This window comes from Mesorhizobium sp. P2_F8 (genome assembly GCF_056403655.1).
Window position 1 is genome coordinate 565,815 of the sequence record NZ_JBFUFB010000002.1, and the last position, 24,744, is coordinate 590,558.

24 protein-coding genes are annotated in these 24,744 nt (G+C 63.3%); 5 read left to right on the top strand and 19 right to left on the bottom strand.

Features of this window, described 5'->3' with window-relative positions; all coding sequences use genetic code 11:
• Nucleotides 1-89 precede the first annotated feature (89 nt).
• The gene (locus AC1DZP_RS06430; protein WP_477300930.1) at nt 90-791 is read left to right on the top strand and encodes a GntR family transcriptional regulator; all 702 of its coding nucleotides are present in this window, start codon (nt 90-92) and stop codon (nt 789-791) included.
• A gap of 76 nt (nt 792-867) precedes the next feature.
• Here AC1DZP_RS06430 and AC1DZP_RS06435 read toward each other — a convergent pair whose 3' ends face one another.
• The 10 genes from AC1DZP_RS06435 to AC1DZP_RS06480 all read right to left on the bottom strand — a co-directional run bounded on the left by AC1DZP_RS06435 (nt 868) and on the right by AC1DZP_RS06480 (nt 11,093).
• The gene (locus AC1DZP_RS06435) at nt 868-1,914 is read right to left on the bottom strand and encodes an extracellular solute-binding protein (protein WP_477300932.1); all 1,047 of its coding nucleotides are present in this window, start codon (nt 1,912-1,914) and stop codon (nt 868-870) included.
• Nucleotides 1,915-1,951: 37 nt separating this feature from the next.
• The gene (locus AC1DZP_RS06440) at nt 1,952-2,746 is read right to left on the bottom strand and encodes an ABC transporter permease (protein ID WP_477300933.1); all 795 of its coding nucleotides are present in this window, start codon (nt 2,744-2,746) and stop codon (nt 1,952-1,954) included.
• Complete coding sequence (locus AC1DZP_RS06445; RefSeq protein ID WP_477300935.1) at nt 2,743-3,612, bottom strand: ABC transporter permease; 870 nt, start codon at nt 3,610-3,612, stop codon at nt 2,743-2,745. The genes AC1DZP_RS06440 and AC1DZP_RS06445 overlap by 4 nt, the downstream gene beginning before the upstream one ends.
• Before the next feature lie 7 nt (nt 3,613-3,619).
• Nucleotides 3,620-4,618, bottom strand: a complete 999-nt coding sequence (locus AC1DZP_RS06450) for an ABC transporter ATP-binding protein (protein ID WP_457153805.1) — start codon at nt 4,616-4,618, stop codon at nt 3,620-3,622.
• Nucleotides 4,619-4,828: 210 nt separating this feature from the next.
• Nucleotides 4,829-5,920 carry an ABC transporter ATP-binding protein gene (locus AC1DZP_RS06455; protein WP_477300938.1) on the bottom strand — a complete coding sequence of 364 codons (1,092 nt, stop codon included), beginning with the start codon at nt 5,918-5,920 and terminating at the stop codon, nt 4,829-4,831.
• 4 nt (nt 5,921-5,924) lie between these two features.
• The gene (locus AC1DZP_RS06460) at nt 5,925-6,854 is read right to left on the bottom strand and encodes an ROK family protein (protein WP_477300940.1); all 930 of its coding nucleotides are present in this window, start codon (nt 6,852-6,854) and stop codon (nt 5,925-5,927) included.
• Nucleotides 6,854-7,897 (bottom strand): SIS domain-containing protein, encoded by a 1,044-nt coding sequence (locus tag AC1DZP_RS06465; protein WP_477300942.1) that lies wholly within the window; start codon nt 7,895-7,897, stop codon nt 6,854-6,856. The genes AC1DZP_RS06460 and AC1DZP_RS06465 overlap by 1 nt, the downstream gene beginning before the upstream one ends.
• A 64-nt stretch (nt 7,898-7,961) precedes the next feature.
• Complete coding sequence (locus AC1DZP_RS06470; RefSeq protein WP_477301174.1) at nt 7,962-8,816, bottom strand: carbohydrate ABC transporter permease; 855 nt, start codon at nt 8,814-8,816, stop codon at nt 7,962-7,964.
• Between the two features lie 29 nt (nt 8,817-8,845).
• Entirely contained in the window at nt 8,846-9,733 is an 888-nt protein-coding gene (locus AC1DZP_RS06475) for a carbohydrate ABC transporter permease (RefSeq protein ID WP_477300944.1), read from the bottom strand.
• A gap of 100 nt (nt 9,734-9,833) precedes the next feature.
• The gene (locus tag AC1DZP_RS06480; protein ID WP_167391943.1) at nt 9,834-11,093 is read right to left on the bottom strand and encodes an ABC transporter substrate-binding protein; all 1,260 of its coding nucleotides are present in this window, start codon (nt 11,091-11,093) and stop codon (nt 9,834-9,836) included.
• A 187-nt stretch (nt 11,094-11,280) separates the two neighbouring features.
• Between AC1DZP_RS06480 and AC1DZP_RS06485 the strand changes: the two genes are divergently transcribed.
• The 4 genes from AC1DZP_RS06485 (at nt 11,281) to dhaL (ending at nt 14,963) form a co-directional block, all read left to right on the top strand.
• Nucleotides 11,281-12,324: a Gfo/Idh/MocA family protein gene (locus tag AC1DZP_RS06485; RefSeq protein WP_477300946.1), complete on the top strand. Its 1,044-nt coding sequence runs from the start codon at nt 11,281-11,283 to the stop codon at nt 12,322-12,324.
• Nucleotide 12,325: 1 nt separating this feature from the next.
• On the top strand, nt 12,326-13,090 hold the full coding sequence (locus AC1DZP_RS06490; RefSeq protein ID WP_477300948.1) for a GntR family transcriptional regulator: 765 nt from the start codon (nt 12,326-12,328) through the stop codon (nt 13,088-13,090).
• Nucleotides 13,091-13,231: 141 nt separating this feature from the next.
• Nucleotides 13,232-14,239: a dihydroxyacetone kinase subunit DhaK gene (locus tag AC1DZP_RS06495; RefSeq protein WP_477300950.1), complete on the top strand. Its 1,008-nt coding sequence runs from the start codon at nt 13,232-13,234 to the stop codon at nt 14,237-14,239.
• An 82-nt stretch (nt 14,240-14,321) separates the two neighbouring features.
• Nucleotides 14,322-14,963 carry a dihydroxyacetone kinase subunit DhaL gene (dhaL, locus tag AC1DZP_RS06500; protein ID WP_477300952.1) on the top strand — a complete coding sequence of 214 codons (642 nt, stop codon included), beginning with the start codon at nt 14,322-14,324 and terminating at the stop codon, nt 14,961-14,963.
• Between the two features lie 19 nt (nt 14,964-14,982).
• Here dhaL and derI read toward each other — a convergent pair whose 3' ends face one another.
• The 9 genes from derI to AC1DZP_RS06545 form a co-directional block, all read right to left on the bottom strand.
• On the bottom strand, nt 14,983-15,420 hold the full coding sequence (derI, locus tag AC1DZP_RS06505) for a D-erythrulose-4-phosphate isomerase (RefSeq protein ID WP_095080806.1): 438 nt from the start codon (nt 15,418-15,420) through the stop codon (nt 14,983-14,985).
• A 32-nt stretch (nt 15,421-15,452) separates the two neighbouring features.
• Nucleotides 15,453-16,220, bottom strand: a complete 768-nt coding sequence (locus AC1DZP_RS06510) for a triose-phosphate isomerase (protein WP_477300954.1) — start codon at nt 16,218-16,220, stop codon at nt 15,453-15,455.
• 62 nt (nt 16,221-16,282) lie between these two features.
• Nucleotides 16,283-17,221: a sugar phosphate isomerase/epimerase family protein gene (locus AC1DZP_RS06515; RefSeq protein ID WP_477300956.1), complete on the bottom strand. Its 939-nt coding sequence runs from the start codon at nt 17,219-17,221 to the stop codon at nt 16,283-16,285.
• Nucleotides 17,221-18,729, bottom strand: coding sequence for a glycerol-3-phosphate dehydrogenase (locus AC1DZP_RS06520; protein ID WP_477300958.1), 1,509 nt, complete (start codon nt 18,727-18,729; stop codon nt 17,221-17,223). Before AC1DZP_RS06520 ends, AC1DZP_RS06515 begins: the two co-directional genes overlap by 1 nt.
• 4 nt (nt 18,730-18,733) lie before the next feature.
• On the bottom strand, nt 18,734-20,308 hold the full coding sequence (locus AC1DZP_RS06525) for an FGGY family carbohydrate kinase (RefSeq protein ID WP_477300960.1): 1,575 nt from the start codon (nt 20,306-20,308) through the stop codon (nt 18,734-18,736).
• 99 nt (nt 20,309-20,407) lie between these two features.
• Entirely contained in the window at nt 20,408-21,349 is a 942-nt protein-coding gene (locus AC1DZP_RS06530; protein ID WP_095081092.1) for a D-ribose ABC transporter substrate-binding protein, read from the bottom strand.
• A gap of 39 nt (nt 21,350-21,388) precedes the next feature.
• On the bottom strand, nt 21,389-22,522 hold the full coding sequence (locus AC1DZP_RS06535; RefSeq protein WP_095081090.1) for an ABC transporter permease: 1,134 nt from the start codon (nt 22,520-22,522) through the stop codon (nt 21,389-21,391).
• A 26-nt stretch (nt 22,523-22,548) separates the two neighbouring features.
• Nucleotides 22,549-24,090 carry a sugar ABC transporter ATP-binding protein gene (locus tag AC1DZP_RS06540; RefSeq protein WP_477300962.1) on the bottom strand — a complete coding sequence of 514 codons (1,542 nt, stop codon included), beginning with the start codon at nt 24,088-24,090 and terminating at the stop codon, nt 22,549-22,551.
• Complete coding sequence (locus AC1DZP_RS06545; RefSeq protein ID WP_477300964.1) at nt 24,087-24,743, bottom strand: DUF2291 family protein; 657 nt, start codon at nt 24,741-24,743, stop codon at nt 24,087-24,089. The genes AC1DZP_RS06540 and AC1DZP_RS06545 overlap by 4 nt, the downstream gene beginning before the upstream one ends.
• Nucleotide 24,744 lies beyond the last annotated feature (1 nt).

Sequence of the window (24,744 nt, forward strand, 5' to 3'; positions counted from 1 at the left end):
AACATAGAATATATTATTTTGCATTCTGATTCCTTCCTGGGATAATGTATGAGGGCATTCGATGGACAGATTCGGCCGCGGGCGAACCAATGGCTAGGGAAGGCTCGATCAATCTCACCCAAGGCGCGTACGAGGATTTGCGCGCCGACCTTTTGTCGTGCCGCATCGCACCTGGCAGCCGGCTCAAGGTGCAGGAACTGTGCGATAGGCTTTCCGTCAGCCTCGGCGCAATCCGCGAGGCGCTGTCGCGGCTGACGTCCGAGGGCCTTGTCGTGGCCGAACCGCAACGCGGCTTCCGCGCCGCACCGATCTCGGCCGAGGATCTGGTCGACCTCACCAAGACGCGCATCCAGATCGAGACGCTGTGCATCCGCCGCGCCATCGAGGTGGGCGACGTCGCCTGGGAATCGCAGCTGGTCGCGGCCCTGCACCGGCTGTCGCGAACGCCAGAGCACACACCGGACCATCCGGTGCATTCGAGCGACGAATGGGCGACCGCGCATGCGGTCTTCCACAAGGCGCTGGTTGGCGGCTGCGACAGCCGCTGGCTGCTGCGCCTGCGCGACCAGCTTTACGACCAGAGCGAGCGCTACCGCCGCCGTTCGGTCTCGCTGGCACCCAATGCCCGCAACATCAGCAAGGAACATCAGGACCTCGCCAATGCCGTGCTCGACCGCAATGCCGAGAAGGCAGCCGAATTGCTGGCGGCGCATCTGGCGGTGACCACCGACATCCTGCTGGCGGCCGAAGCCGATGACCTGCCGGCGCGCGAGAAAATTGTGCGGGCGTAGCGCTTCATTTTCGAGGTCCTCGGACAGGAGGTAAAAACGCCGCCCGTGCGAACGGGCGGCGATTTGCGTCATCAGCCTATTGGCGCAGATTGGTCCAGATACGATCGTAGGCGCGGATCGCCTTCTCGTCGCATGACGGCGCAAACGAGATTTTCAGATCGGCCGGCGGGTTGAACTCCGGCGAGCCGCCAATATCCGCCGCCAGGTATTTGTTGGAACCAGCGATCGCGCTCTGGTAGCCGGTGTATTTCTGCTGCAGCGCGATGTTTTGGGGATCCATCAGGAAGTTGAGGAACTTCTTGGCATTGTCGACATTGGGCGCGGTCGAGGGAACGGCGACATTGTCCATCCAGCCGACAACGCCTTCCTTGGGATATACGTATTTGACCGTCGACTTCTGCTGGCGTGTCGCCAGCGCCTTGCCCGACCACTGCTCGTGCATGACCGTCTCGCCGGCGACCTGGCGCTCGACGATGCCGTCGGAATTGTAAACCTTGACGAAGGGCTTTTGCGCCTCGAGCAAGGCATCGAGTTCCTTCAGGTCCGCCGGATTGCTGTTGCACTGATCCTTGCCGAGATACACCAGCGCCAGCGACATCACCTCGGTCGGCGAGCCGAACATGCCGACCTTGCCCTTGAGCTCCGCCGGGGGATCGAAGAGCGGCTTCAGGCTGTCGGTCGGGCCTTTGTAGACGGCGGTGTCGACCGAATAGGACGTGGTGCCCCACACCCATGGCACGGTGTATTTCGCATCCGGATCCCAGGACCGATGCTGCCATTTCGGATCGACGTTCTTGAAGTTCGGCATCGCCGCCGCATCGACCTCCTGGAACAGCTTCTGCTTGACGAAGATTGGCACGAAGTCGTTGCTGATGATCATCACGTCGTAGCCGGCGGCGCCCGAGCTTAGCTTGGCGAGCGCGGTCTCGTTCGAATCGTAGGTGTCGATGGTGACCTTGATCCCGGTCTCCGCCTCGAACTTCTTGATCATTTCGTCCGATGTGTAGTCGGTCCAGTTGTATATGTGCAGTTCGCCGGGACCGGCGAGCGCCGTGGTGGTGATGGCCCCCATGATGGCGGTGGCCAAAGCTATTCCTGAAAGTCCTTCTTTCCATTTGGTCACGGTCGTTCTCCTCTGGTTTTCTTATTTCTAGGCAAGCTTATTTGCGTCGTCCGATGAGCAGCGCCGCTGCGACGAAGACGATGGAAACGGCAAGAAGGATGGTGGAGATGGCGTTGACCTCCGGCGTCACGCCAAGCCGCATCATGCCGTAGATGTAGACCGGCAAGGTGGTCGAGCCGGCGCTCGACACCATCATCGAGATCAGGAAATCATCGAGCGAGACGACGAAGGCCATGATGGCGCCGGCGGAGATCGCCGGGATCAGCAAGGGCAGCGTGACGCGGCGAAACAGCCGCCATTCGTCGGCATAGAGGTCGCGGCCGGCCTCTTCGAGCGTGCCGCCCATGTCGCGCAGCCGCGCCTGGATCGGCAGCAGCGCGAACGGAATGCAAAAGACAGTGTGGGCGATCATCAGGTTGATGAGCCCGTGATGCATGCCGAGCCCGGAGAAGAAGATCAGCGTGGTGATCGCCACGACGATCTCCGGCACGACCAGCGGCATCGCGATCAGCGCCGTTGCCGCGCTGCGCCCGAAGCGCAGACGGCCGCGTTCCAGCGCCAGCGCACCGGCCGTGGCTATGGCCGTCGAGGCGATGGTGGCGACGATCGCGATGATGACGCTGTTGAAGGCAGCGTCGCGGATCGAGCCGTTGTTGGCGACCGCGACGAACCATTTGAAACTGAAGCCGGCCCACACGGTGACCAGCCGGCTCGAGTTGAAGGCATAGATCACCAGGATCAGCAGCGGCGCGTAGAAGAAGAGGAATATGAGAGCGGTGTAGGCCGACAGGCCGGGCGTATGCCGCCAGTCGAAGGGTTTTGCGCCATTCATCGCCGCCCCTCCTGTGCCTTGCGCGAACGGATGACGAAGACCGTCAGCACGACGACCGTCACGACGGTCGAAAGTGCTGCCCCAAACGGCCAGTTGCGCGACGAGGTGAACTGCATCTGGATCAGGCTGCCGATCAAAAGCTTCTTGCCGCCGCCAAGCAGGTCGGGCGCCAGGAACGAGCCGAGCGCCGGCGCGAAGACAAGCGTGGCGCCGGCCAGCGCGCCGGGCCTCGCCAGCGGCCAGACGATGCGGCGGAAGACCGCCGCGCGGCTGGCGTAGAGATCGTGTGCGGCCTCGATCAGACGCGGGTCGATGCGCTCCAGCGTCGAATAGATCGGCAGCACCATGAAGGGCAGGAAGGTGTAGACGAGGCCGAGCAGGATCGACCCGTCATTGTAGAGCAGCGGCAGCGGATCGGAGATGATCCCGGCATGACGCAGCGCACCATTCGCCAGGCCTTCGTCGCGTAGGATGAGGATCCAGCAATAGGTGCGGATCAGTGTGTTGATCCAGAACGGCAGCGTGACGGCAAACAGCAGGACCCGGCGGCGCTCCGGTGCCTGGCAGACGATGTACCAGGCAACCGGCAGGCCGAGCACCAGGCAGATGAGGGTCGTGGCAATGGCGAGGTAGATCGAACGCAGGATGATCAGCGCATAGCTCGGCGAAAACACCAGGCTGTCGTCGAAGTCGCGCTGGTACAGGAACTGGAGATAGGCGTCGAATGTCGCCGGCGCCGTGACGCCGCCATAGGGGTTGGCGGTCATGAACGAATAGGCGACCGCAAGGAACAGCGGCAGCACCATGAAAATGCCGATGACCAGCATGGCGGGTGCGATCAGCAGGTAGGTGCGGTTCGGACCCATCGCCGCCTCAGTTCGCCAGTTCGCGTTCGACGTCGCGGGCCCAGTCGACGACGACCCTGTCGCCTGTCGCCAATGCCGCACCACCGCGCGAGCGCGACTGCAGCCTTGCTCCCTCTTCCAGGACAATCTCGTAGAGCGTGTCGGAGCCGAGGAAGGTGATGGCTGACACCGCTCCTCTGGCGTGGCCTGTGGCGTCATCGGATGCCGGTGATACGACGATGTGTTCGGGACGCACGACGATCGTCTTTGCAGGGTCGCGGCCAAGCGCTGCACCCGGCAGCAGGTTGGACTCGCCGATGAAATCGGCAACGAAGCGGTCCTGCGGATTGTCGTAGATGTCGCGCGGCGTGCCGACCTGCAGCACGTCGCCACTGCGCATCACCGCGATCCTATCGGACATCGCGAGCGCCTCCTCCTGGTCGTGGGTGACCAGCACGAAGGTGATGCCGGTTTCGCGCTGCAGCCGCTTCAATTCGCTCTGCATGCCCTTGCGCAGCTTGAGGTCGAGGGCCGACAGCGGCTCGTCGAGCAAAAGCACGCTCGGCTTCGGAGCAAGGGCACGCGCCACCGCGACGCGCTGCTGCTGGCCGCCCGACAGTTGCGCCGGGCGGCGCGTGGCGAAGCCTTCGAGCCGCACCATTTCCAGTGCTTCCCTGACCCGCTCGTCGATCAGCGATTTCGGCGTGTTCTGCATTTCCAGCCCGAAGGCAACATTCTCGGCGACGCTCATATGCGGGAACAGCGCGTAGCTCTGGAACACCGTGTTGACCGGCCGTTTCTGCGGCGGCAAGGCGGCGACATCGCTGCCGGCGATGCGGATGGCGCCCGAGCTCGGCGCCTCGAAGCCGGCGATCAGCCGCAACAAGGTCGTCTTGCCGCAACCGGATGGGCCAAGCAGGGTGAAGAACTCATTGTCGTAGATTTCGAGGCTGACATGATTCAGGGCTTGAACCGGATCGGCGTCCCTGGTCACGAAGGATTTTGACACGCTTTGGATGTCGATCATGACCGGCAAATTCCTGGGACTGCGGTGAGATGGCCGTGCCTGCTGGGAACCATCACGGTCATTCGAAACCGTGCCTAAAAATTCGCTCCAAAATTATATTTGTCAACAAATAATATATTGTTTTTGCTCTCTGACACGTGAAAGTGTGGCAGGGAACCGGCTATCCTCCGCGCCCACCCCTTTGCGTGTCGTGATGGTACGCCGGTAGGTTCAGAGCACCTTGCCACTGTCGGGATCGAGCAGGTGCATATGGGCCATCCCGAGCGAGAGTGTCGCCACCTCGCCCGGCTTCGGCGTCGAAGCGGGATCGATGCGCGCCGTCGCCTCCGCGCCGGCGATCAGCACATGCAGCAGCGTCTCCATGCCCATCGGCTCGACCACCTCGACCGGCGCTTTGATGTCGACGACGTCGGGCCGCTCGCGCTGCTCGGTGATGTGCTCGGGACGCAGGCCGAATTCGAGTTCGCGCCCGGCATGGCTGGCATAGTGGGCCGTACGGGCAGCCGGGACGGCGAGGGCCGTGCCATCACCGAGCACGACCGCGAGCCGGTCGCCGCGCGCTTCCAGGCGGCACTTGAAGAAGTTCATGCCGGGGCTGCCGATGAAGCCGGCGACGAAGCGGCTGGCCGGTTCATGGTAGAGATCGTTGGGCGGCCCGATCTGCTCGATGCGCCCCTTGTTCATCACCACGACGCGGTCGGCCAGCGTCATCGCCTCGACTTGGTCATGGGTGACGTAGACTGTCGTGGTCGCGACCTTCTGGTGCAGCTTCTTGATCTCGGCGCGCATCTTCACCCTGAGCTTGGCGTCGAGGTTGGAGAGCGGTTCGTCGAACAGGAACACTTTCGGCTGCCGCACCATCGCGCGGCCCATCGCGACGCGCTGGCGTTGGCCGCCAGACAACTGGTGAGGCTTACGCTGCAGCAGTTCGCTGAGGTCGAGAATGTCGGCGACACGGGCGATGCGCTGCGTCACCTCGCCGTCCGGCACCTTGCGGATGCGCAGGCCGAAAGCCATGTTCTGCGCGACCGTCATCTGCGGATAGAGCGCGTAGCTCTGGAAGACCATCGCGATGTCGCGATCCCTGGCCTGGACGTTGTTGACCAGCCTGCCGCCTATATGGATCTCGCCGCCGCTCGGCCTGTCCAGTCCCGCCACCATGCGCAGCGTCGTCGACTTGCCGCAGCCGGACGGCCCGACGAGGACGACGAATTCGCCCTCTGCGATATCGAGATCGATATCGTGCACGACCTTCAGATTCTGGAAGCTCTTCGAAACCTTCCTCAGTTCGACGTCTGCCATGGCGCTATTCCCTTGCCGTGGGCGCGAACATGTCGAGCGCCAGTGCCGCGGCGCCGATCACGCCGGCGTCGTTGCCGTGTTCCACCGCCACGATCAAAGGTGGCCGGCCGGGCTTGAGCAGCACGAAATCCCTGACATTGCGGGCGATACGATCGGTGAAGAAAGGGCCGGCCAGCGCCAGGCCGCCACCGATGATCGCCGCCTCGATGTTGAGCATGTTCGACATGATGCCGATCATCTGACCGAGCCAGCGCGCCACCTCGTCGACGACCTGCAGCGCGATGGGGTCGCCTTCCTTGGCAAGATCGCAGACGGTCTCGGCGTTGGTGGCGTCGGTGTCCGGCTTGAGCTGGCGATAGCGATTGACGAGCGCGCGGGCGCTGGCGAGGTTCTCGACCATGCCCGGCACCGGATCGGCAATGTCGGTGCGGGCCGGATCGAGCGAGATGCAGCCGAGCTGTGGCGGCAACCCGTCCGGGCCGTCGATCACCTTGCGGTCGATGACCATGGCGCCGCCAATGCCGGTGCCGAGCGTCAGCAGCGCAAAGCGGGAGAAGGGACGACCGGCGCCGTGCCGCATCTCGCCATGGGTGGCGCAGACGGCATCGTTGCGGACGATGGCCGGGACGCCGAAGCGGATGCCGAACAGTCTTGACAGCGAACCCTTCAACAGCGCCGGGATCGCCGGGCATCGGCCATTCAGCATACCGGTCTCGGGATTTGGCGTGCCCGGCACACCAATGCCGATGGCCGTGATGTCCGGATACTGCCGCGTCAGCTCGTCGGTGGCCTTGGTGACCAGATGGACGAAATCCGCGAACTCGATATCCCGATGCACCGGGACAGCGCCGCGCGCCAGCACCTTGCCCGAACCGTCGACGGCGCCGAGCTTGACCAGGCTGCCGCCAATGTCGATTCCGATCGCGGTTACCATCAGGCCTCCTTGCGTATGCGCACGTTGAGCCTGCGTCCGAGATTGGGATAGATCATCTTGTCTGGATCGATGCCACGCGCGATCGCCAGTTCGCAGCCATACCATTGCAACGGGATCGGCGCCCAGCAACCGGCGAGCCATTGCTGTTGTGGCTCGGTCGGCCAGCTGACATCGAGGTCGAAGCGGGTCGGATGGCCGGAGAGGTTGAGGACGACCGTTCGCGGTCCGAGTTCGGCCAGAGCCTCGCCAAGATTGGCGGCGACCTTCGCCTCGGCCTCGGTCTGCGCGATGGCGATCACCAGGCTGTTGTCCGTCGTGCCATAGACATGCCCATGCAAAGCCTCCTCGGTGTCGAAGGCGGCTGTCGGCACGCCGCTGATCTCGGCGATCTTGAGCGATGCCTCGAGCGCGGTGCCGAGATGCGTCGCCTGTCCGGCGACCAGTATGTAATCCGGGACGCCGAAGCGGGCGACCAGATCCTTCGCTGCGGCGAGACCGGTTTCCGCTGTCTGCTCCAGTTGTCCGAGAAGCTTCGACAGATCGACCGTCTTGTTGGCTAGCTTGGCGGCAACCGCCAGCACCGAGATGACGGTGGCGGTATAGCCCATGGTCTTCGGGCCGACCGTCTCCGGGCCGATCGGCATGACGATCACCTCGGCACCGGTCTCGGTAATCAGGCTGCCCTCCTCACCAGTGATGACAAGGGTGGGAAACCCGCGCGCCACCGCCAGGCGCACCGCTTCGATCGTGGTGATGCTCATGCCGGACTGCGAGGCGGCCAGAACCAGCGTCCGCTGGTCCGATGCCTTGGGCGGCAAGCGCAGGAAAGCCTCCGGTTCCTTGGCGATCACCGAGGCGCCCGTCCCCTCCTCCAGCGCTTCAGCGCCAGCCAGCAGCGCATTCATCGAGGAGCCGGTGCCGAGCAGCACGATGCGCTGCGGCTTCTGGCGCAGGCTGGCGAACCGATCCAGATCCGCGCCGATGGCGGCGGGCAGCCCGGTCAGGGTCGAAGGCTGCCGGCGGATGTATTTGCCTATCTGCATCTTGATGTTCCATCAGTTCGAAATTGTAGAAGTCTTGCGAAAATCTGTCGGCCATGACGTCCGGCTATTTGCTGTAGCCCTTGCTCAGGCCGCTGATGAACTGCCGCGAGAACAGGGTGAACAGCAGGACGAGTGGCACCGCGCCAAGCGTCAGCGCGGCGAGAAGTGCGGGGTAGTCGTTCATGAACTGGCCGACGAATTGCTGCACGCCGAGCGTCACCGTCTGGTTCTGCCGGCTTGGAGCCAGGATCAGCGGGAACCAGAGGTCGTTCCAGACCGGCAGCATCGTCAGCGCGGCCACCGCGGCGAGGCCGGGCCTGACCAAAGGCAGCACGATCCAGAAGGTGCGCAGCTCGCTTGCGCCATCCATGCGCGCTGCTTCCTTGAGATCTGTCGGAACGGTGCGGAAATATGTGACCATCAGCGTTACCGCGATCGGGATGCTCATGGCGGTGTAGACGAGGATGAGGGCCGCCAGCGTATCCATCAGCTTCCAGGCGAGCATCATCTGGATGAGCGGGATCGTGCCGAGCCGGATCGGCAACATGATGCCGAGCACGAACAGGCCAGCGAGCAGCGAGGCGACCCGCACGCGATATTCGACCAGGGCGAAGGCGGCGAGCGTCGACAGGACCACCGTCAGCACGATCGTCGTCACCGTGACGATCAGGCTGTTGCGGTAGTTGACGATGAAATTGCCGCGCGTGAAGACCCGCTTGTAGCCTTCGAGGCTGAAGGTCTTGGCCGTCGGCAGGTCGAACGGACCACCGAAGATCGCCGGCGTCGTCTTCAGCGAATTGATGATGACGATCAGCACCGGTCCTATGGCGAGCAGGACAAAGAGGATCAGCAGTGCGTGGACGATGATGTGCTCCAGCGTCCAGGGCTCGCGGTCCTGGCGGCGGCGGGCAACTGGCATGGTGAGGTCCGGGGCGCTCATATCAGCTCCTAGACCGAATAGGATTTCAGGCGGCGCTGGATCAGCCAGAAATAGACCGATGTCACCAACAGAACCGTGAGGAAGATGATCGTAGCGACCGCGGCACCCAGGTCGAGATCGGCAAGCTGCCCGCTCGAACCGAAGAAGGTCCGGTAGAAATAGGTGCCGAGGATGTCGGTGCTGTAGTTGGGTCCGGGCGCCGAGCCGTTGAGCGCGAACACCAGGTCGAAGCCGTTGAACGTCCAGATGTAGGTGAGGATCGCGATCAGGCCGAATTGCGGCGCGATCAGCGGAAACTTGATCTTCCAGAACGTCATCCAGCCGCCGGCGCCATCGATGTTGGCGGCTTCGACGAGCTCGTTGGGCACCGCCAGCAGGGCGCTGTAAAGGAAGACCATCGGAATGCCGAAATACTGCCAGACCGACATCAGCGAAATCGTGGTGAGTGCGGTCGATTCCGTGCCCAGCAGCGGAAAACCGACCAGGCCCCAGAGCGGGTTGATGATCAGACGCCAGACGAAGCCGACAATGACCACCGACAGCGTCGCCGGTATGAACAGCAAGGTGCGGTAGATGCCTTCCGACCGTGCCAGTTTTCCCGACGTCAGCAACGCCGCCAGCAGCAGGCCCATCGGCACTTCGACAATGAGATGGATGGCGAAATACTGCATGTTGTTCAAAAGCGCGTTCCAGAAGCGGGCGCTGATCGTCGGATGCGTGAACAGGCGCTCGTAATTGGCGAGGCCGACAAAGGTGTCGCCAGAGGCGCCACTGGTCTGGAAGAAGCTCATTACGATCGAGGTCGCCAGCGGCAGCACGGCAAAGACCAGGTAGACGGCCAGGGCCGGCAGCACGAACAGCAACAGGTTTCTGTAGGCGGCAGCGGGAGATATCAATTGATGACCTCTTGTTCACGCCGGCATGGATGTGCCGGCGTGACCGAAGGCTTCGCGCATGCCTCGCCGGCTGGCAAGACATGCGCAAGGCGTTCCCTGATTACTTCTTCTGCGGTCCGTACCAGGAGGCGAGCCCGGTCTGGAGCTCGGTGGCGACCTGCTGAGGCGTGACATCCGACTTGGTGAACATCACTTGCAGCAGACGCCAGGTCTCGTCGTCGAGCGGCGGCGTGCCGGCGCTCAAGCGATCCAGCGCCAGCCGCGGTGTCAGCTCAGCGCCCTTCTTGAGGTCGGCGAAATCCTGCGCCAGCTTGTTCTTGTAGGTGACCGGCTTGCTGCTCATGGCAAAAAAGCCGGGGGCTGCGTTGACATAGAGCTCCTGGAATTCGGGGCCGGCAACCCAGTCGAGGAAGGTCTTGGCCGCTTCCTTGTGCGCGCTCTTGGCATTGATGCCGATGCCCATGTCCGGCATCTCCTGCAGGTAGCGCTGGTCGCCCGCCTTCGGCACCGGCGGACCGAACACGCCGATATTGAGGCCGGTCGAGGTCGCCTGATTGATGTCCCATGAACCGTCGGGGAGGATGGCCGCCTTGCCGAGCGTGAACAGCTGCGTCATGTCGGCATAGTTCAGGCTCTCCTGCCCGGCCGGCAGGAACGGCTTCCAGGCCTCGAAGGCGGCGATGGCATCTACGAATTCGGGGTCGGTCAGTTTCTTCTTGCCGTCGATCAGGCCGAGCCGGCCCTCCTCGCCCTTCCAGTAGGCCGGACCGATGCTGTAGAGGCCGTTATAGGCGAGTTGCCAGGATTCGGCCGAGCCGTAAGCCAGCGGCGTATAGCGGCCGTCCTTCTTGATCGCCTGCAGCACATCGATGAACTCGGCGCTGGTGGTCGGCACCTTCAAACCCAGTTCCTTGAAGATGTCGGCGTTGTAGTAGAAGCCGGCGAGCACGGCGGCGACCGGCAGACAGTAGGCCTTGTCATCGGCGCCCGACCAAGCGGCGCGGGACGTCTTGTCGAAGTTTTCCAGGCCCGGCAGYCCTTCCAGGGATTCGAAATAGCCGCGCTTGATCCATTCGCGATTCACGTCGAAGGGGCGGCAGGTGATCAGGTCGCCGCCGGCGCCGCCTTCKATCTGCGACTGGATGGCGGCATTGTATTCATTGGTGTTGATCGGCGCGAACTCGACCTTGATGTCGGGATGCTTGGCTTCGAAGGCGGGCAGGATGGTGTCCTGCCAGACCGCGATGTCCTCGGTCCGCCAGCTGTTCAAGGTGATGGTGACCGGGTCGGCAAAAGCGGCGCCTACGCCGCCTGAAAACATCACGCCAAGCGTCGCCGCCAGCGGGATCGATACACGCATGGAACGCATTTTCCTGCTCTCCCTCAAGATGGTGCCCCGTGTGGATTCACGATTTTGCACTGTTGCCTGGGACCATACCTACTGATACATGTTGTGACAAGTGGTATTGTGTTGTCTTTTCCTGTTGTATGGTCGTTGTCCGGACTGGGCACGACCAAACCGACGGCAAGAATTTTGGGAGGACTTGATGATTGGAGTTGGAATTCTGGGCTCGGGTTTCATCGCCGAGACCTATGCGGACTCACTGCTCGACGTACGCAATGCCGAACTCGTGGCCTGCTCCTCGCGTAGCTTCGAGCGCGCCGAAGCCTTCGCGAAAAAGTGGGGTCCAAAGGTCACCGCCCACAGGGATATCGACGCCCTGTGCGCCGATCCGGCGGTCGAGCTCGTGGTGATCGCGCTGCCCAACGAGATCCACCTCGAAGCCGTCAGGATCGCTGCCAGGCACGGCAAGGCCGTCATCTGCACCAAGCCACTGGCACGCACGGGCAAGGAAGCGCAGGAAATCCTCGATATCGTCCAGCGTGCCAGCATCTGGCACGGCTATGCCGAATGCGCCGTGTTTTCCCCCAACATTGCCAAGGCCCACCAGATGATACAGGCGGGCGGCATCGGCAATCTCCTCACCATGCGCGCCCGGGAAGCACATTCGGGGCCGCACGCGCCGCATTTCTGGAACGCCGAGCTCGCCGGTGGCGGCGCCCTGCTCGACATGGGCTGTCACACCGTCGAAAGCGCCCGCCACTTCTTCGGCAAGGACAATTTGATCACCGAGGTGATGGCGTGGGGCGCGACGCTGGTCCACGGTGATAAGACAACCGGGGAAGACACGGCGATCGCGCTGCTGAAATTCGCCGGCGGCCAGCTCGCGACGATCGAATCGTCGTGGATCGAAAAAGGCGGCATGCAGCTTCGCCACGAACTGGTCGGCTCGGCCGGCCGCATCGTCACCGACACATCCGTCGGCCCGGTCTGGGGCTTTATCGAAAAGCCGGTGGGCTACCTCGTCGAGAAGGCGGATTCCGAGACCGGCTGGGTCTATCCGGTGCCCGAGGAGACCCGGGCCTACGGTTTTTCACAACAGATGCGGCATTTTGTGGAACACTTCGCGGCTGGGACGACGCCACTGGAAACCTTCGAGGATGGGGTCATCGTTAACCAGGTAATTGACGCCTGCTACCGTTCGATGCGAACGGGCGTCTGGGAAAAGATCAGGGCAGATGGTAACTGAAATGGGGGGCTCGCCACTGCAGTCGGACGGACCCGAACCGCTCTGGCGACAAGCGGCCGATGCGATCCTGCAGGAGATCGCCGCCGGCAAGCTTGCTTCGGGCGCGCGGCTGCCGCCCGAGCGCGATCTGTTCACGCGCATGTCGATCAGCAGGGTGACCTTGCGCCGGGCCCTGCAAAGCCTTGTCGAGGAGGGTGTGCTGACGCCTTCGCATGGGCGCGGCTGGTATGTTTCGGCCAAGGTGCCGAAGGAGTTTCCCAACACGCTGGAATCCTTCAGCGAGACCGCCAGGCGTCTCGGTCTGGCGCCCTCCTCCGACGTGTTGCGCGCCGAGGAAGCACCCGCCTCGCTGGACGAGGCCGAGGAGCTGTCGATCGCACCCGGCGCGACGCTGTTCCACCTGGAAAGGATCCGCCGCCTCGACCAGGTTCCGGTCGCCGTCGACACCTCGTTCTTCGCCCTCGCCCTCGTCCCCGATCTCAGCCGTGTCGACTTCCGCACCGCTTCGCTGTTCGGCCTGCTGATCGATGCCGGCGTTGATCTGGCACGCGCCGAAACCACGATCGAGGCGCGCGGCGCCGATCCTACCCTCGCGCGCCACCTCGACATCGACGTCGGCAAATCCACCCTGGTGATGCGTCAGCTCATCGTCGATGCGGCCGGCCGGCCGCTGCTGTCGTCGACGATCCGATATGCCGGCGACCGCTATCGCCTTCGCACGTCGTTTTCGCGGACAGGCAGGTCGGCGGGGCGCGCCGCTGGCTAGCCGCCGGATCGCAACCGTCCAGGCATGCTTGTCAACAACGGCGGCGCGCGAACACCGCAACTCGTGAAATGCTTTTGCCGGGTGGAAATCCCGATAACACCCGGTATTATCTGCAAAAATATCGAAATCGGGAGGCTGCGGGTGCAGACCAAGAAGATCATCAATGACGGCAACCGCGCCGTCGACGAAATGCTGGAAGGCATCCTGGCCGCGCATCCCCGCCATCTCAAGAGCGTCGACGGCAGTTCACGCTCGATCATTGCCCGCGACGGACCGCGCCAAGGCAAGGTGGGCCTCGTCATCGGCGGCGGCTCGGGGCACGAGCCGAGCTTTCTTGGCTTCGTCGGCAAGGGGCTGGCCGATGCGGCGGCCATCGGCAACGTCTTCGCCTCGCCGCCGCCAGACCCGATCCTCGAATGCGCCAAGGCGGTCAGTGGGGGCGCCGGCGTCCTGTTCATGTACGGCAACTATGCCGGCGACGTGATGAATTTCGACATGGCCGCCGAGATGGCTGATATGGACGACATCGAGGTGCGCAGGGTGCTGAGCACCGACGACGTCGCCTCGGCACCGCGCGACCAGCGGCACAAGAGGCGCGGCGTCGCCGGCAATTTCTTCATCTTCAAGGCGGCCGGTGCTGCCTGCGACCGGATGCTGTCCTTCGACGAATGCGAGCGCATCGCCGGGAAGGCCAACGACCACACCTTCACCATGGGCGTCGCGCTGTCGCCCTGTTCGCTGCCGCAGACCCGCCGGCCGAATTTCGAGATCGGGCCTGACGAGATGGAGATCGGGATGGGCATCCACGGTGAGCCCGGCATCGCGCGCGGAAAACTGAAAACGGCCGACGAGATCACCGACGAGATGCTGGACAAGATCCTCGACGAGATGGCGCCGGCACGCGGCGACAAGGTCGCCGTGCTCGTCAATTCGCTCGGTTCGACGCCGCTGATGGAACTCTACATCATGAACCGGCGGGTGAAGCGCCGGCTTGATGACATCGGTGTATCCATTCACGCAACCTGGGTCGGTAACTACTGCACCTCACTCGAAATGGCCGGGGCCTCCATCACGCTACATCGGCTGGACGGCGAGTTGCAGGCGATGCTCGACCACCCCTGCGACTGCGCCATGTTTCGCGCCGGCTAGACCATGATCCCGAAAAGTGGGTTCCGGTTTTCGGAAAAGTTCATGGTCAAACAATAGACCTTCAGCGGCAAGGGACAAAGACATGACGACAATCGATACAGCCCGCCTCGCCGGCATGTTCGCGGCCATCGCGGACGCGATGTCAGCAGACAGGGACCGGCTGTGCGCACTTGACGGTATTATCGGCGACGCCGACCATGGCATTGCGATGGAGCTCGGATTTTCCGCGGCACGCGATGCGGTAGCGGCATTGGACACCGGAGCCACCGATCCGACCACCTTGCTGAACACCGCGGCAAAGTCGTTTCTGAATGCCGTCGGCGCCTCCTCGGGTCCGCTCTATGCCACTGCGTTCATGCGCGGCGCGGCAGCCGTGAAGGGCAAGACGTCGCTCGACGACGCCGACGCGGTCGCAATGTTCCAGGCCATGGCCAAGGGCATTCAGGATCGCGGCAAGGCCGAGCCGGGCGAAAAGACCATGGTGGATGCATGGGGTCCGGCAGCGCAGGCGGCGGGCGAGGCGCTGGCCTCCGGCAAGGGTCTGGCGGGCAGTCTCGAGGCTGCAGCCCAGGCGGCGAAGGCAGGCGCGGAAGCGACCAAGGCAATGATCGCCGCCAAGGGCCGGGCGTCGCGCCTCGGCGAACGCTCGCTTGGCCATATGGATCCAGGCGCCGCGTCCGCCGTAACCGTGATCGAGGCGATGCGGGTCGCCCTGACCGGCTGATCAGGAGCGAGTCCCGCCTTCAGCGCTTGCTGTCGAGCTTGTCGATGGCCTGCACGTTTGCGGCGGAGGGGCCGTTCGGATCGAACTCCGAGGCCAGCCATGCGTCGGCGATCGATTTCGCCAGTTCGGGACCGATGACGCGGGCGCCCATGGTGATGATCTGTGCGTTGTTGGACTTGGCGGCGCGCTCGGCGGAATAGGTATCGTGGGTCAATGCGGCGCGAATTCCCGGGACTTTGTTGGCGGATATGCTGACGCCAATGCCGGTACCGCAGAACAGGATGGCCCGGTCGTAGTTGCCGTCCAGAATTTCGTGACCGACCTTGGCGGCGATGTCGGCGTAGTAGCCGGCCTGGCTAAGATCAATCACCTGCAGCTCCGGCTTCGTGGCGAGATGCTTGGCGATGACGTCGAGCAGCGGCTTGCCGGCGCTGTCGGCTCCGAGTGCAATTTTCATGACATGAACTCCTTTGCTTCTTATTGTAATGGTCAGCGCCCGATGGCGGCCGACGCCTTTTTCAGGATGTCGATATAGCCTTCCGCCTGCCAGGCCGAGCGGCCGATGAACAGGCCATCGACATGCGGCTGGCCGATCAGCTCGGCCGCGTTGCCGGGATTGACGCTGCCGCCGTAAAGCACGGGCGGCGCGTTCGCCATCCGGCTTGCGGCGACCTCTTTGATCAGCGCCTGCTGCTTGTCGGCATAGTCGGCGCTGGCCGGGATACCCTTCTCGCCGATCGCCCAGACAGGCTCGTAGGCAAAGAGGATTTCGGCCGACAATTCGCCGTCCTCGAGCGCTTGCAGCGCACCGAGAACCTGCGCGGTCAAAACGTCATCGGCGCGCCCGCCTTCGCGTTCGGTCAGCGTCTCGCCGACGCAGATCAGCGGCACCAAACCGTGCCTGACCGCCGCAGCCGTCTTCAATCCGACAGTCGCATCCGTTTCGCCGAAATGCTCGCGACGCTCGCTATGGCCGAGTTCGATCAGATCGAGCCCACAATCCCTGAGCATCACCGGCGAAACCTCTCCCGTCCAGGCGCCGGCGTCGGCCCAATGCATGTTCTGGGCGCCGACTTTCACGCGGGTCGCGGCCAGCGCCGCTTTGACCTCGCGCACGGCGGTGAACGGCGGAATGACGAACGGTTGTATCGCCGGATCGAAACCGGGCACGAAAGCCGCCAGCACATCGGCGAACTGCAGTGCCTCCGCCAGCGTCTTGTTCATCTTCCAGCTCGTGCCAACCCAATATGGGGCCATTCTTTTTCTCCTTCGATCCTTTGCGGCCGCCATCGGCGACGGCTTTCAGGCGACGTATCCGTTCAGGCCCGAGGCTTGAGACTGTCGCGGCCGCTGTCGATGTAAGGCGCCCAGAAATCCACCGACTCGCGGATCATCTCGATAACCTGATGATCGACCGGTTCCCTCTCCCGGAAGGAAAGTTCAAGGCAGATTTCGTTGTCGGTTCCGCCACCCTGCCGCACGGCGTCGAGCAGCTTCTGCGGAACTATGCGGCCGTCCATGTTGTAGGCAGCGGTGAACGGCCAATGTCCACCCTTGTTCATCGAAGACTGCTTGATGTGGATGATCGGCGACTGCAGCGGAAATGCCTTCGCCCAAGCATAAGGATCGGTGTCGTCAGGATTTGGCGAGGTGACGTCGCCATGGTCGATATCCACCATCATCTTCATCGGAATCGGCAGCTTGGCCGCATCGATGGCACTCTGCAGCGTGACGCAGCTTTCGATGGTGTGGCCAAATTCCCGGCCCACCGACATCGGCTCCCAGAACAAGTATGTCAGCCCCGCCGCCTTGGCGTGTTCGGCCACCTCGCGCCAGCATTCAAGCGCGATGTCGAAAAGTGCAGCGCGCCGCTGCGGATCGTCAAAGTCCCTGTAGGTGAATATGGCGAATTGTGTGCCCATGCCCGGAGCACCGAGTTCGGCGGAAATGTCGGCGAAGGTCTTGAACCAGTCGACATAGTAGCGCCGGACATCGGGATCCGGATGACCGAAATGATTGAGCCGGCCGTAGGGTCCGGTCATGCCGGAGGTGATCCTGACGCCGGTCCGCGAAAGCGCGCGGTTGAACAAGCGCAGGAATTTGGCAATCGTCGCCGCCGGCCAGCCCGGATTGACGAATTCGTGGGTCAGCTGCACGTCGCGGATGCCGATGCCGTAGGCAATGGCGTCGATCAGGTCGTCGGGATCGGCGAAGCGGTTGACCAGCGGATTGGTGTTGAGGGAAAGCGTGAAGGCCATCAGTCCGCCGCCGCCATGATGTTGCCGAACCAGTCTTCGAATGTCTTCCGCTCGGCTGCATCGATATGGAGGCCATGTTTGGTGCGACGCTCCAGTATATCGGCTGACGTGCCGGCCCATTCGGTCTCGACCAGGAACTTTGCCTCCCGTTCATAAAAATCGGGTCCGAAACGGCGGCCGAGATCCGCCTCGCTTTGGGTCCCGGCGAGCAATTGCCTGGCACGGCTGCCATAGCTTCGAGCGTAGTGCTTCACCAGCGACGGGCCGAGCCACGGAAACTCGGTGTGCAACTCGCCCAGGAACTGTTCGAAGTCCGCGTTCGGCAGGTCGCCCCCCGGCAAGGGAATTTTGGCAGTCCAGGCTTTCTTCATCGCCGGAAAGAACGGCTGGATTTTCTCCAGCGCATGTTCGGACAGCTTGCGGAAGGTGGTGATCTTGCCGCCGAACACCGACAGAAGCGGTGCGCCGCCGCTAGGGGCGTCGAGTTCGAAGATATAGTCGCGTGTCACCGCGCTCGGATTGTCGGCATTGTCGTCATAGAGCGGGCGCACGCCGGAGAAGCTGTAGACCACGTCTCGTGGTGTCAGCTGTCGCTTGAAATAGCGATTGACCACCTTGATCAGATAGTCGACTTCGCTTGGCTCGGCGGCCACTTCCTCCGGCCTGCCTTCGTAGGGAATGTCGGTCGTGCCGATCAGCGCCAGATCGTTCTCGTAGGGGTTGACGAAGATCACCCGCTTGTCGCTGTTCTGGATTAGATAGGCCTGCCGTCCCTCCCAGAATTTGGGCACGACGATATGGCTGCCCTTTACAAGCCGAACATTGCGGGTGGAATTCTGCCCGGCGACGCGGCTGACAATGTCGTTGACCCACGGCCCTGCCGCATTGACCAGCGCCCGCGCGCGGATTTTCGTCACCGCACCCGTGCGGCCATCCTGCATCTCGATCGACCACAGTCCGTCTTCGCGGCGGGCGGCGACACAAGCGGTCCGCGTAAACACGCTGGCGCCACGCTGGCTGGCGTCCAGGGCGTTGAGCAGCACAAGGCGCGCATCGTCGACCCAGCAGTCGGAATATTCGAAACCGCGCTTGAATTCGTCCTTGATCGGCGCCCCTTCCGGCGCTGTTCTTAGATCGAGCGTCCTGGTTCCCGGCAGCCGCTTGCGGCCGCCAAGGTGATCGTAGAGAAACAGTCCGAGCCGGACCAACCACGCCGGCCTGTCTTCGGGACTGTGCGGAAGAACGAAGCGCATGGGCCAGATGATGTGCGGCGCCGCCTCGAGCAGCACTTCGCGTTCGATGAGCGCCTCGCGAACCAGCCGGAATTCATAATATTCCAGATAGCGCAGGCCGCCATGCACCAGCTTGCCGGAGCGAGAGCTGGTGCCTTGCGCCAGATCGTCCTTTTCGCACAGGATGACGGACAGCCCGCGACCTGCCGCATCACGTGCGATGCCGGCCCCGTTGACGCCGCCGCCAATCACGAAGAGATCAACTGTATCACTCAAGACCTTACTCCTGTGCACCCGAGATGCGGGTGAGCGGCCGGTGCGCCATGGTTTTCCACACCGGCCGAAGCGCCTGGCGCGCCGCAACAAAGGAAGGGAAGAGCGCATCGTAGCTTTGCGAAAGCGCCTCGTCATAGGCATCGCAGTCGCCGAGAAGCGGCGTCACCCACTCGGCGGCGCAGTCGTCCATCGATCGATAGACGCCAAGGCCGACCGCGGCCATCATCGCCGCACCTGCAGCACCTGCTTCCTGGCGGCTGCTCGTTCGCACTTGCGCCCGGGTCGCCGCCGCGATCATCCGACGCAGGGACGGGCTGCGCGCGGCGCCGCCCGACAGCCGGATCTCACCCGGCACCGTGCCCATCGCCTGATAGCAATCGCGGGCGGCGAAGGCCAATCCCTCGAGGACCGCGCGTGCCAGATCGCCGAAGCCGTGCTTGACCGAAAGGCCGATGAAGCCTGCGCGCGCATCAGGGTCGACGAACGGTCCGCGTTCGCCGGCGAGCGAAATATAGGGCTGATAGACCAGCGATCCCGGTTCCGATCCTTCCACCCAGACGTCGAGCGCTTTCAGCAAATCGTCGCGCGAGAGCTCAGCGCCGCCGGCAGTGAGCACGTCGCGCGCCAGGCCAAGCAGCCAGTCGATGTTGAGCGTCGCCGCCATGTTGGACTGCAACTGCGCGAAGCCACCCGGAATGGGCATGGCGATCGTGTAGCCAGACCCATCGCCGTTGAGCACGACATCGCCAGGTGTGCGGGCGAAGCGCGTATGTATGCCGGTCGAGCCGATGACCGTGCAGCCGACATTGCCGGAGGGATCATAGAGGCCGGCTCCGAGCGCTGTCATGACCATATCCACATAACCCAGCACAACCGGCGTACCTTCGAGCAGGCCGGTCTCTCCTGCCGCCGATCGCGATAGCGGGTGATGGTCGGTGGTGCCCTCAAGCATGGGAGGCAACAGGCGGCGATGCGTCGTCAGATCCAGAATGTCGAAGACTTCGTCGGAATAGCTGCGCGAGCGAAAATCGCCGAAGGTGAAGGTTCCTTCCGACGGATCGGTGGCGCGTTCACCCGTCATCTTGAAGTAGAGCCAATCCTTGCAATGCAATGCGGTCGCCGCCTGCTTCAGCATGTCCGGATCGTTCTTTTTCATAAAGGCAAGCTGGGCGCCCTGCTGGCAGGAGTTGAGCCCCGTGCCGGTCAGTTCAAACCGCGTGCGATCGCGGGGATCCGCGCGCATCTCGTCCACCAGATGTCCGGCGCGGGCGTCGAGCCACAGCCACGCGCGCCCGACCGGCACGCCGTCGCCATCGATCAGCCAGGTTCCGTCGCCCTGCCCGGTGATGGCAACCGCCGCGGTTCGTTGCGCGAGGTCGGGAATTTTGGTCGCCAGGTCACGAACGGTCCGCGCCATGTCGCGCCAGGTCTGATCGAGGTCCTGCTCGGCGCCGCCGCCCTCCAGCGTGACGAAGCTGTTGTTCACCGACGTCATGGCAAGCTGCCGACCGGACAGATCGAAAGCGACCGATTTGATCACCGACGTTCCCGCGTCGATCCCGATCAGCAGATCTTTCATGCCGCAAATTCCGGTTGGTTGCGAAGGCGGTTCACAGGGACGTCGTCTCGATCGGTAGAAGAGGCAGGGAGTGTCCGCAAGGACACCCCCTGTGAGGTTTCACTCCGACAGCACGAAGGGTGCCGTGTATTTGTCGACATTGTCCTTGGTGATGAGAAGGCAATCAAACAGCTGCTTCTCGGTCGCCGCACCGGTGGCGCCCGACTTGATGAACGAGTCCGCCTGCTGCACGGCCTTGGCCGAGAAGATGGCGACTGGCTGCAGCACGGTGTACTGCAGTTCGCCGGACTTGATTGCCGCAACCGCGTCCGGAGAGCCGTCGAAGCCGCCAACCTTGATGCCGGAAAGCTTGCCGGCTTCCTTCAGCGCAGCAACCGCGCCGAGTGCCATTTCGTCATTGCCGCTGATCACGGCGATGATGTCGGGATTGGCCTGCAGCATGCTCTGCATCTTGTCGTGGCCCTTGGTACGATCCCAGTCGGCGACCTGCGAGGCAGCCTTTTCGAGGTCCGGATATTGGCTCAGCACGGTCGCGTAACCGTTCGAGCGCGTGGCGGCGTTATTGTCCGACGGGGCGCCGAGCAGTTCGACATATTTGCCCTTTTCGCCAACTGCCTGCACCCATTGCTGGGCGCCCAGAGCAGCACCCTGGGCATTGTTGGAAACGAGCTGCCCCTTGGCGAGACCTTCCTGATTGATCTCGGCGTTGACGAGGAAAACCGGGATGTTGGCGGCAATCGCCTTCTTCACCGCACCGACGGAGCCGTCGGCATTGGCCGGATCAAGGATGATCGCCACGGACTTGTTGGTGATGGCGGTGTCGATCAGGTTGCTTTCCGTGTTGGTGTCGCCCTTGTGGGCGGCGACGTTGGCCGTATAGCCGAGCTTCTCGGCTTCGGCCTTGGCGACATTGCCCTCCGTCAGCCAGTAGGGGTTGGCCGGATCATTGACGATGATCGAGATCAGGCCCGCGGCCGATGCGGCGGCCGTGAACCCGACAACCATCGCGGCGGCAAGCAGACTTTTCAGCATGGTTTTCATATACATTCCTCCAAATGATTTACGCGGTGTTGCTGCCAGTCACCTGGCAGTCTTCCCTTGGGCAGGATTGGCCGGCTCGGCCTTCCCCCGTTGCTGAGAAGTCGGTTGGCCGCCCGTCGAAGCCGGGAGCTTGCTACGGCGGCGATACTGAACGGCATTGAGCAGCACGGCGAGCACGATGACGGCGCCGGTGAACACTGTCTGCCAATAGGACGAGATACCGATGATCACCAGACCGTCGGAAAGGAAGCCGATGACGAAGGCGCCGAGCAGGGTCCCGCGGATGTTACCGCGCCCTCCGGTCAGCGCCGCGCCGCCGATGACGACGGCCGCAATGGCCGTCAATTCGTAGGTGGTGCCGGCGGTCGGACCCGCCGACGTCAGCTGCGAGGACAGGATCAGGCCGGCAATGGCGGCACAGATGCCTGACAGCACATAGACGGAAACCTGCACCGTCTTGACCGGAACACCGGACAGTTCAGCCGCTCGCTCGTTGCCGCCTGATGCGTAAAGCCAACGCCCGAAGGCGGTGCGGTTCAAGACGATGCTGCCGATCAGCGCGATGACCACCAGAACCACCACGCCGGTCGGCACGCCGAACAGGCGGTTGAAGCCCAGCGCGTCGAAGCCGGTGTTTCCCAGTTCCGGCTTACCGCCGAGGTTGTTGTAGGTCAGGCCGCTGGTCATCAGCAGAGCCAGGCCGCGCGCCATGTACATGACGCCCAGCGTGGCGACGAAGGCCGGAACCTTGAAGCGCGCGATGAGCACGCCGTTGATCAGCCCGACACCGGCGCCCAGCATGCAGGCAATCACCGCGACCACCCAGACCGGCGGGTAGAGAACGACACCCAGCCAGGTCAGCGTCACGCCTTGCATCAGGAATCCGGCAACGACACCGGCCAAGCCCAGCGTCGACCCCACCGACAGGTCGATGCCGCCATTGAGGATGACGAGCAGCATGCCGACCGCGAGAATTCCGAAGATGGCGACATGCGAGGCCATGGTCAGGAAATTCGCCACCGAGAGGTAGTAGGGCGACAGGATCGAGAAGACGACGATGATGACAATCAGGGCAAAGAAGGCCCGGCCCTCAAGCAACAGCTTGGCGAGATCGAAACCTTCGCCGCGCGCGCTTGCACTGGACTGTTTTCTGGCCTGGCTGACGTCGGTCATGATCGGGGCTCCGATATTCATGGTGATCAGGCGACCACGGCTTCGCCGGAGGCGGCCATGATCTGCTCTTTGGTGGCGCTGGCGTCGAATTCCGCTGAAATCCTGCCCCGGCGCATCACCACGATCCGGTGCGCGATGCTGAGGCACTCGTTGACCTCGGAGGTCGAGAAGACGACCGCCAGGCCCTGCGCGGCGCGTTCGCTCAGCAAGCGGAAGACCTCCGCCTTGGCGCCGACATCGATGCCACGGCTCGGCTCGTCGAGGAGGATGACCTTGGGGTTGGTCGTCAGCATCTTGCCGATGACGACCTTCTGCTGATTGCCGCCCGACAGCGATCCGATCATGGCATTGCCGCCCGCGGTCTTGACGGTCACCTTGCGGATAGAGTCCTCGACCAGCTCCCGCTCCCTGGAGCGGGACAGAAACAGCCCTTTTGCGAACGCCTCGATGCTGGCAAGCGAAAGATTGCGGCCAACGGTCATCGTCTGCACCAGCCCGTCGCGCTGGCGGTCCTCGGGGACGAGCACAAGACCTTTGGCGATGCGCTGGGCTATGCTCAGTCTCGAGACATCCTCGCCTTCCAGCAGCGCCCGGCCGCCCGCCATCGGCATCCGCCCGGCGACGGCTTCCAGCATTTCCGTACGTCCGGCGCCCATCAGCCCATAGATGCAGACGATCTCGCCCGCCCTGACATCCAGCGACAGGTGATCGACGACGGAATAGCCCGAGCCCGAAGCGTCTATGACGCTGACATCCTCGATCGACAGGGCGACCTCGCCGAACGCATGGCCTGTCGGCGGCGAGCCGAGATCGAAATTCTCGCCGACCATGTTGCGGACGATCCACTCGAGATCGATGTCCCGGGCTTCGGCCGTTGCCGTGATCGCGCCGTCGCGCAAGACAACGGCGTAGTCGGTGATCTGCAGAGCCTCTTCGAGGTGATGTGAAATGTAGACGATGGAAACGCCGCGGCTGGTCAGGTCGCGGATCACCTTGAACAGCACCTCCACCTCGGTCGCGCTGAGCGCCGAGGTCGGTTCGTCCATGATGAGGATGCGCGAGTCGACCGACAGTGCCCGCGCGATCTCGACGATCTGCTGCTGGCCGAGACGCAAATCCTCGACCAGGGTCATCGGGTCGATGTCCTCTTCGAGATCGGCCATCAGCGCGCGCGCCTGGCGCGATTCCTCGGCGAAGTCGAGGCCGGTCCTGGTGCGCAGTTCGCGGCCCATGAAGATGTTGTCACGAACGCTGAGGTTCGGCGCCAGGCTGAGTTCCTGGTGGATGATCGAGATGCCGCGATCGCGCGCGTCCGAGGACGAGGAAAAACTGACGAGATTGCCGTCAAGCACGATGTCGCCCGATGTCGGCGTGACGACGCCGGACAGGATCTTCATCAGCGTCGACTTGCCGGCGCCATTCTCGCCGAACAGTGTGGTGACCTTGCCGCGATGGATGTCGAAATTGACGCCCTTGAGCGCGTGAACGCCACCATACGACATGACGATGTTGCGCGCCGAAAGCACGGCGTCGCCATTCGCGGGCGCGGTGTCGGCAGCCGGTTTCATTGCACCTCCAGCCTCACCGGAGTGACCAGCCAGCTCTTCGGATTGACTAGCTTGAACGCGCCGACCACCGATACGGTCTTGCCGGTCAGGGCGCTCGTATCGACCTTTGCCAGGACTTCCTTCTTCATCTCGTTGTTCAGCGCCGAGCCGGCGTCCTGGTATTCGATCTGGTTGGTGAACTGACCGAATGTGATCTTGCCGGTGGCGTCACGCAGCTCGGTGCCGTTGATCGCCGGCCCCGTCTGTACGCGAACCTGCAGCGTGTCCGGCACGCCCTCGACGGCGACCTTGTAGATGCCCGATTTTCCCTCGCCGACGACGCCGGTGAACTTGACCGAGATGACCGGTCCGACGCCCGCCGGCACGCCGTATTCCTTCTCGGCCGTCGCCCTGTCCTTGGCGATCGCGGTTGCCACCGTCACCGCGTCGGCCGCTCGCGCTTCGACATCTGCCTGCACCTTGGGAAATTCCGACTTGCCATAGTCGGCCGCCGAAAAGACGGCGCTGCGAACGTCGCCCGCGGACCCGATCCTGACCACCTTGGTGTCGAGCGCCATGGCGCCGAGCAGGACGACAGCCGCGGCGCCGGCAAGGATGCGGCGCAGGCCGGGCGAGACCTGCCGGGTCGGTGCGGTGGTGGCCTTCGCGCTCATG

Bases quoted from the DNA above. Each gene is read 5' to 3' on its own strand.
- AC1DZP_RS06430 (WP_477300930.1), top strand. From the start codon at position 90: ATGGCTAGGGAAGGCTCGATCAATCTCACCCAAGGCGCGTACGAGGAT.
- AC1DZP_RS06440 (WP_477300933.1), bottom strand. From the start codon at position 2,746: ATGAATGGCGCAAAACCCTTCGACTGGCGGCATACGCCCGGCCTGTCG.
- AC1DZP_RS06445 (WP_477300935.1), bottom strand. From the start codon at position 3,612: ATGGGTCCGAACCGCACCTACCTGCTGATCGCACCCGCCATGCTGGTC.
- AC1DZP_RS06450 (WP_457153805.1), bottom strand. From the start codon at position 4,618: ATGATCGACATCCAAAGCGTGTCAAAATCCTTCGTGACCAGGGACGCC.
- AC1DZP_RS06455 (WP_477300938.1), bottom strand. From the start codon at position 5,920: ATGGCAGACGTCGAACTGAGGAAGGTTTCGAAGAGCTTCCAGAATCTG.
- AC1DZP_RS06460 (WP_477300940.1), bottom strand. From the start codon at position 6,854: ATGGTAACCGCGATCGGAATCGACATTGGCGGCAGCCTGGTCAAGCTC.
- AC1DZP_RS06465 (WP_477300942.1), bottom strand. From the start codon at position 7,897: ATGCAGATAGGCAAATACATCCGCCGGCAGCCTTCGACCCTGACCGGG.
- AC1DZP_RS06470 (WP_477301174.1), bottom strand. From the start codon at position 8,816: ATGCCAGTTGCCCGCCGCCGCCAGGACCGCGAGCCCTGGACGCTGGAG.
- AC1DZP_RS06485 (WP_477300946.1), top strand. From the start codon at position 11,281: ATGATTGGAGTTGGAATTCTGGGCTCGGGTTTCATCGCCGAGACCTAT.
- AC1DZP_RS06490 (WP_477300948.1), top strand. From the start codon at position 12,326: ATGGGGGGCTCGCCACTGCAGTCGGACGGACCCGAACCGCTCTGGCGA.
- dhaL (WP_477300952.1), top strand. From the start codon at position 14,322: ATGACGACAATCGATACAGCCCGCCTCGCCGGCATGTTCGCGGCCATC.
- derI (WP_095080806.1), bottom strand. From the start codon at position 15,420: ATGAAAATTGCACTCGGAGCCGACAGCGCCGGCAAGCCGCTGCTCGAC.
- AC1DZP_RS06510 (WP_477300954.1), bottom strand. From the start codon at position 16,220: ATGGCCCCATATTGGGTTGGCACGAGCTGGAAGATGAACAAGACGCTG.
- AC1DZP_RS06515 (WP_477300956.1), bottom strand. From the start codon at position 17,221: ATGGCCTTCACGCTTTCCCTCAACACCAATCCGCTGGTCAACCGCTTC.
- AC1DZP_RS06525 (WP_477300960.1), bottom strand. From the start codon at position 20,308: ATGAAAGATCTGCTGATCGGGATCGACGCGGGAACGTCGGTGATCAAA.
- AC1DZP_RS06530 (WP_095081092.1), bottom strand. From the start codon at position 21,349: ATGAAAACCATGCTGAAAAGTCTGCTTGCCGCCGCGATGGTTGTCGGG.
- AC1DZP_RS06535 (WP_095081090.1), bottom strand. From the start codon at position 22,522: ATGACCGACGTCAGCCAGGCCAGAAAACAGTCCAGTGCAAGCGCGCGC.
- AC1DZP_RS06540 (WP_477300962.1), bottom strand. From the start codon at position 24,090: ATGAAACCGGCTGCCGACACCGCGCCCGCGAATGGCGACGCCGTGCTT.
- AC1DZP_RS06545 (WP_477300964.1), bottom strand. From the start codon at position 24,743: ATGAGCGCGAAGGCCACCACCGCACCGACCCGGCAGGTCTCGCCCGGC.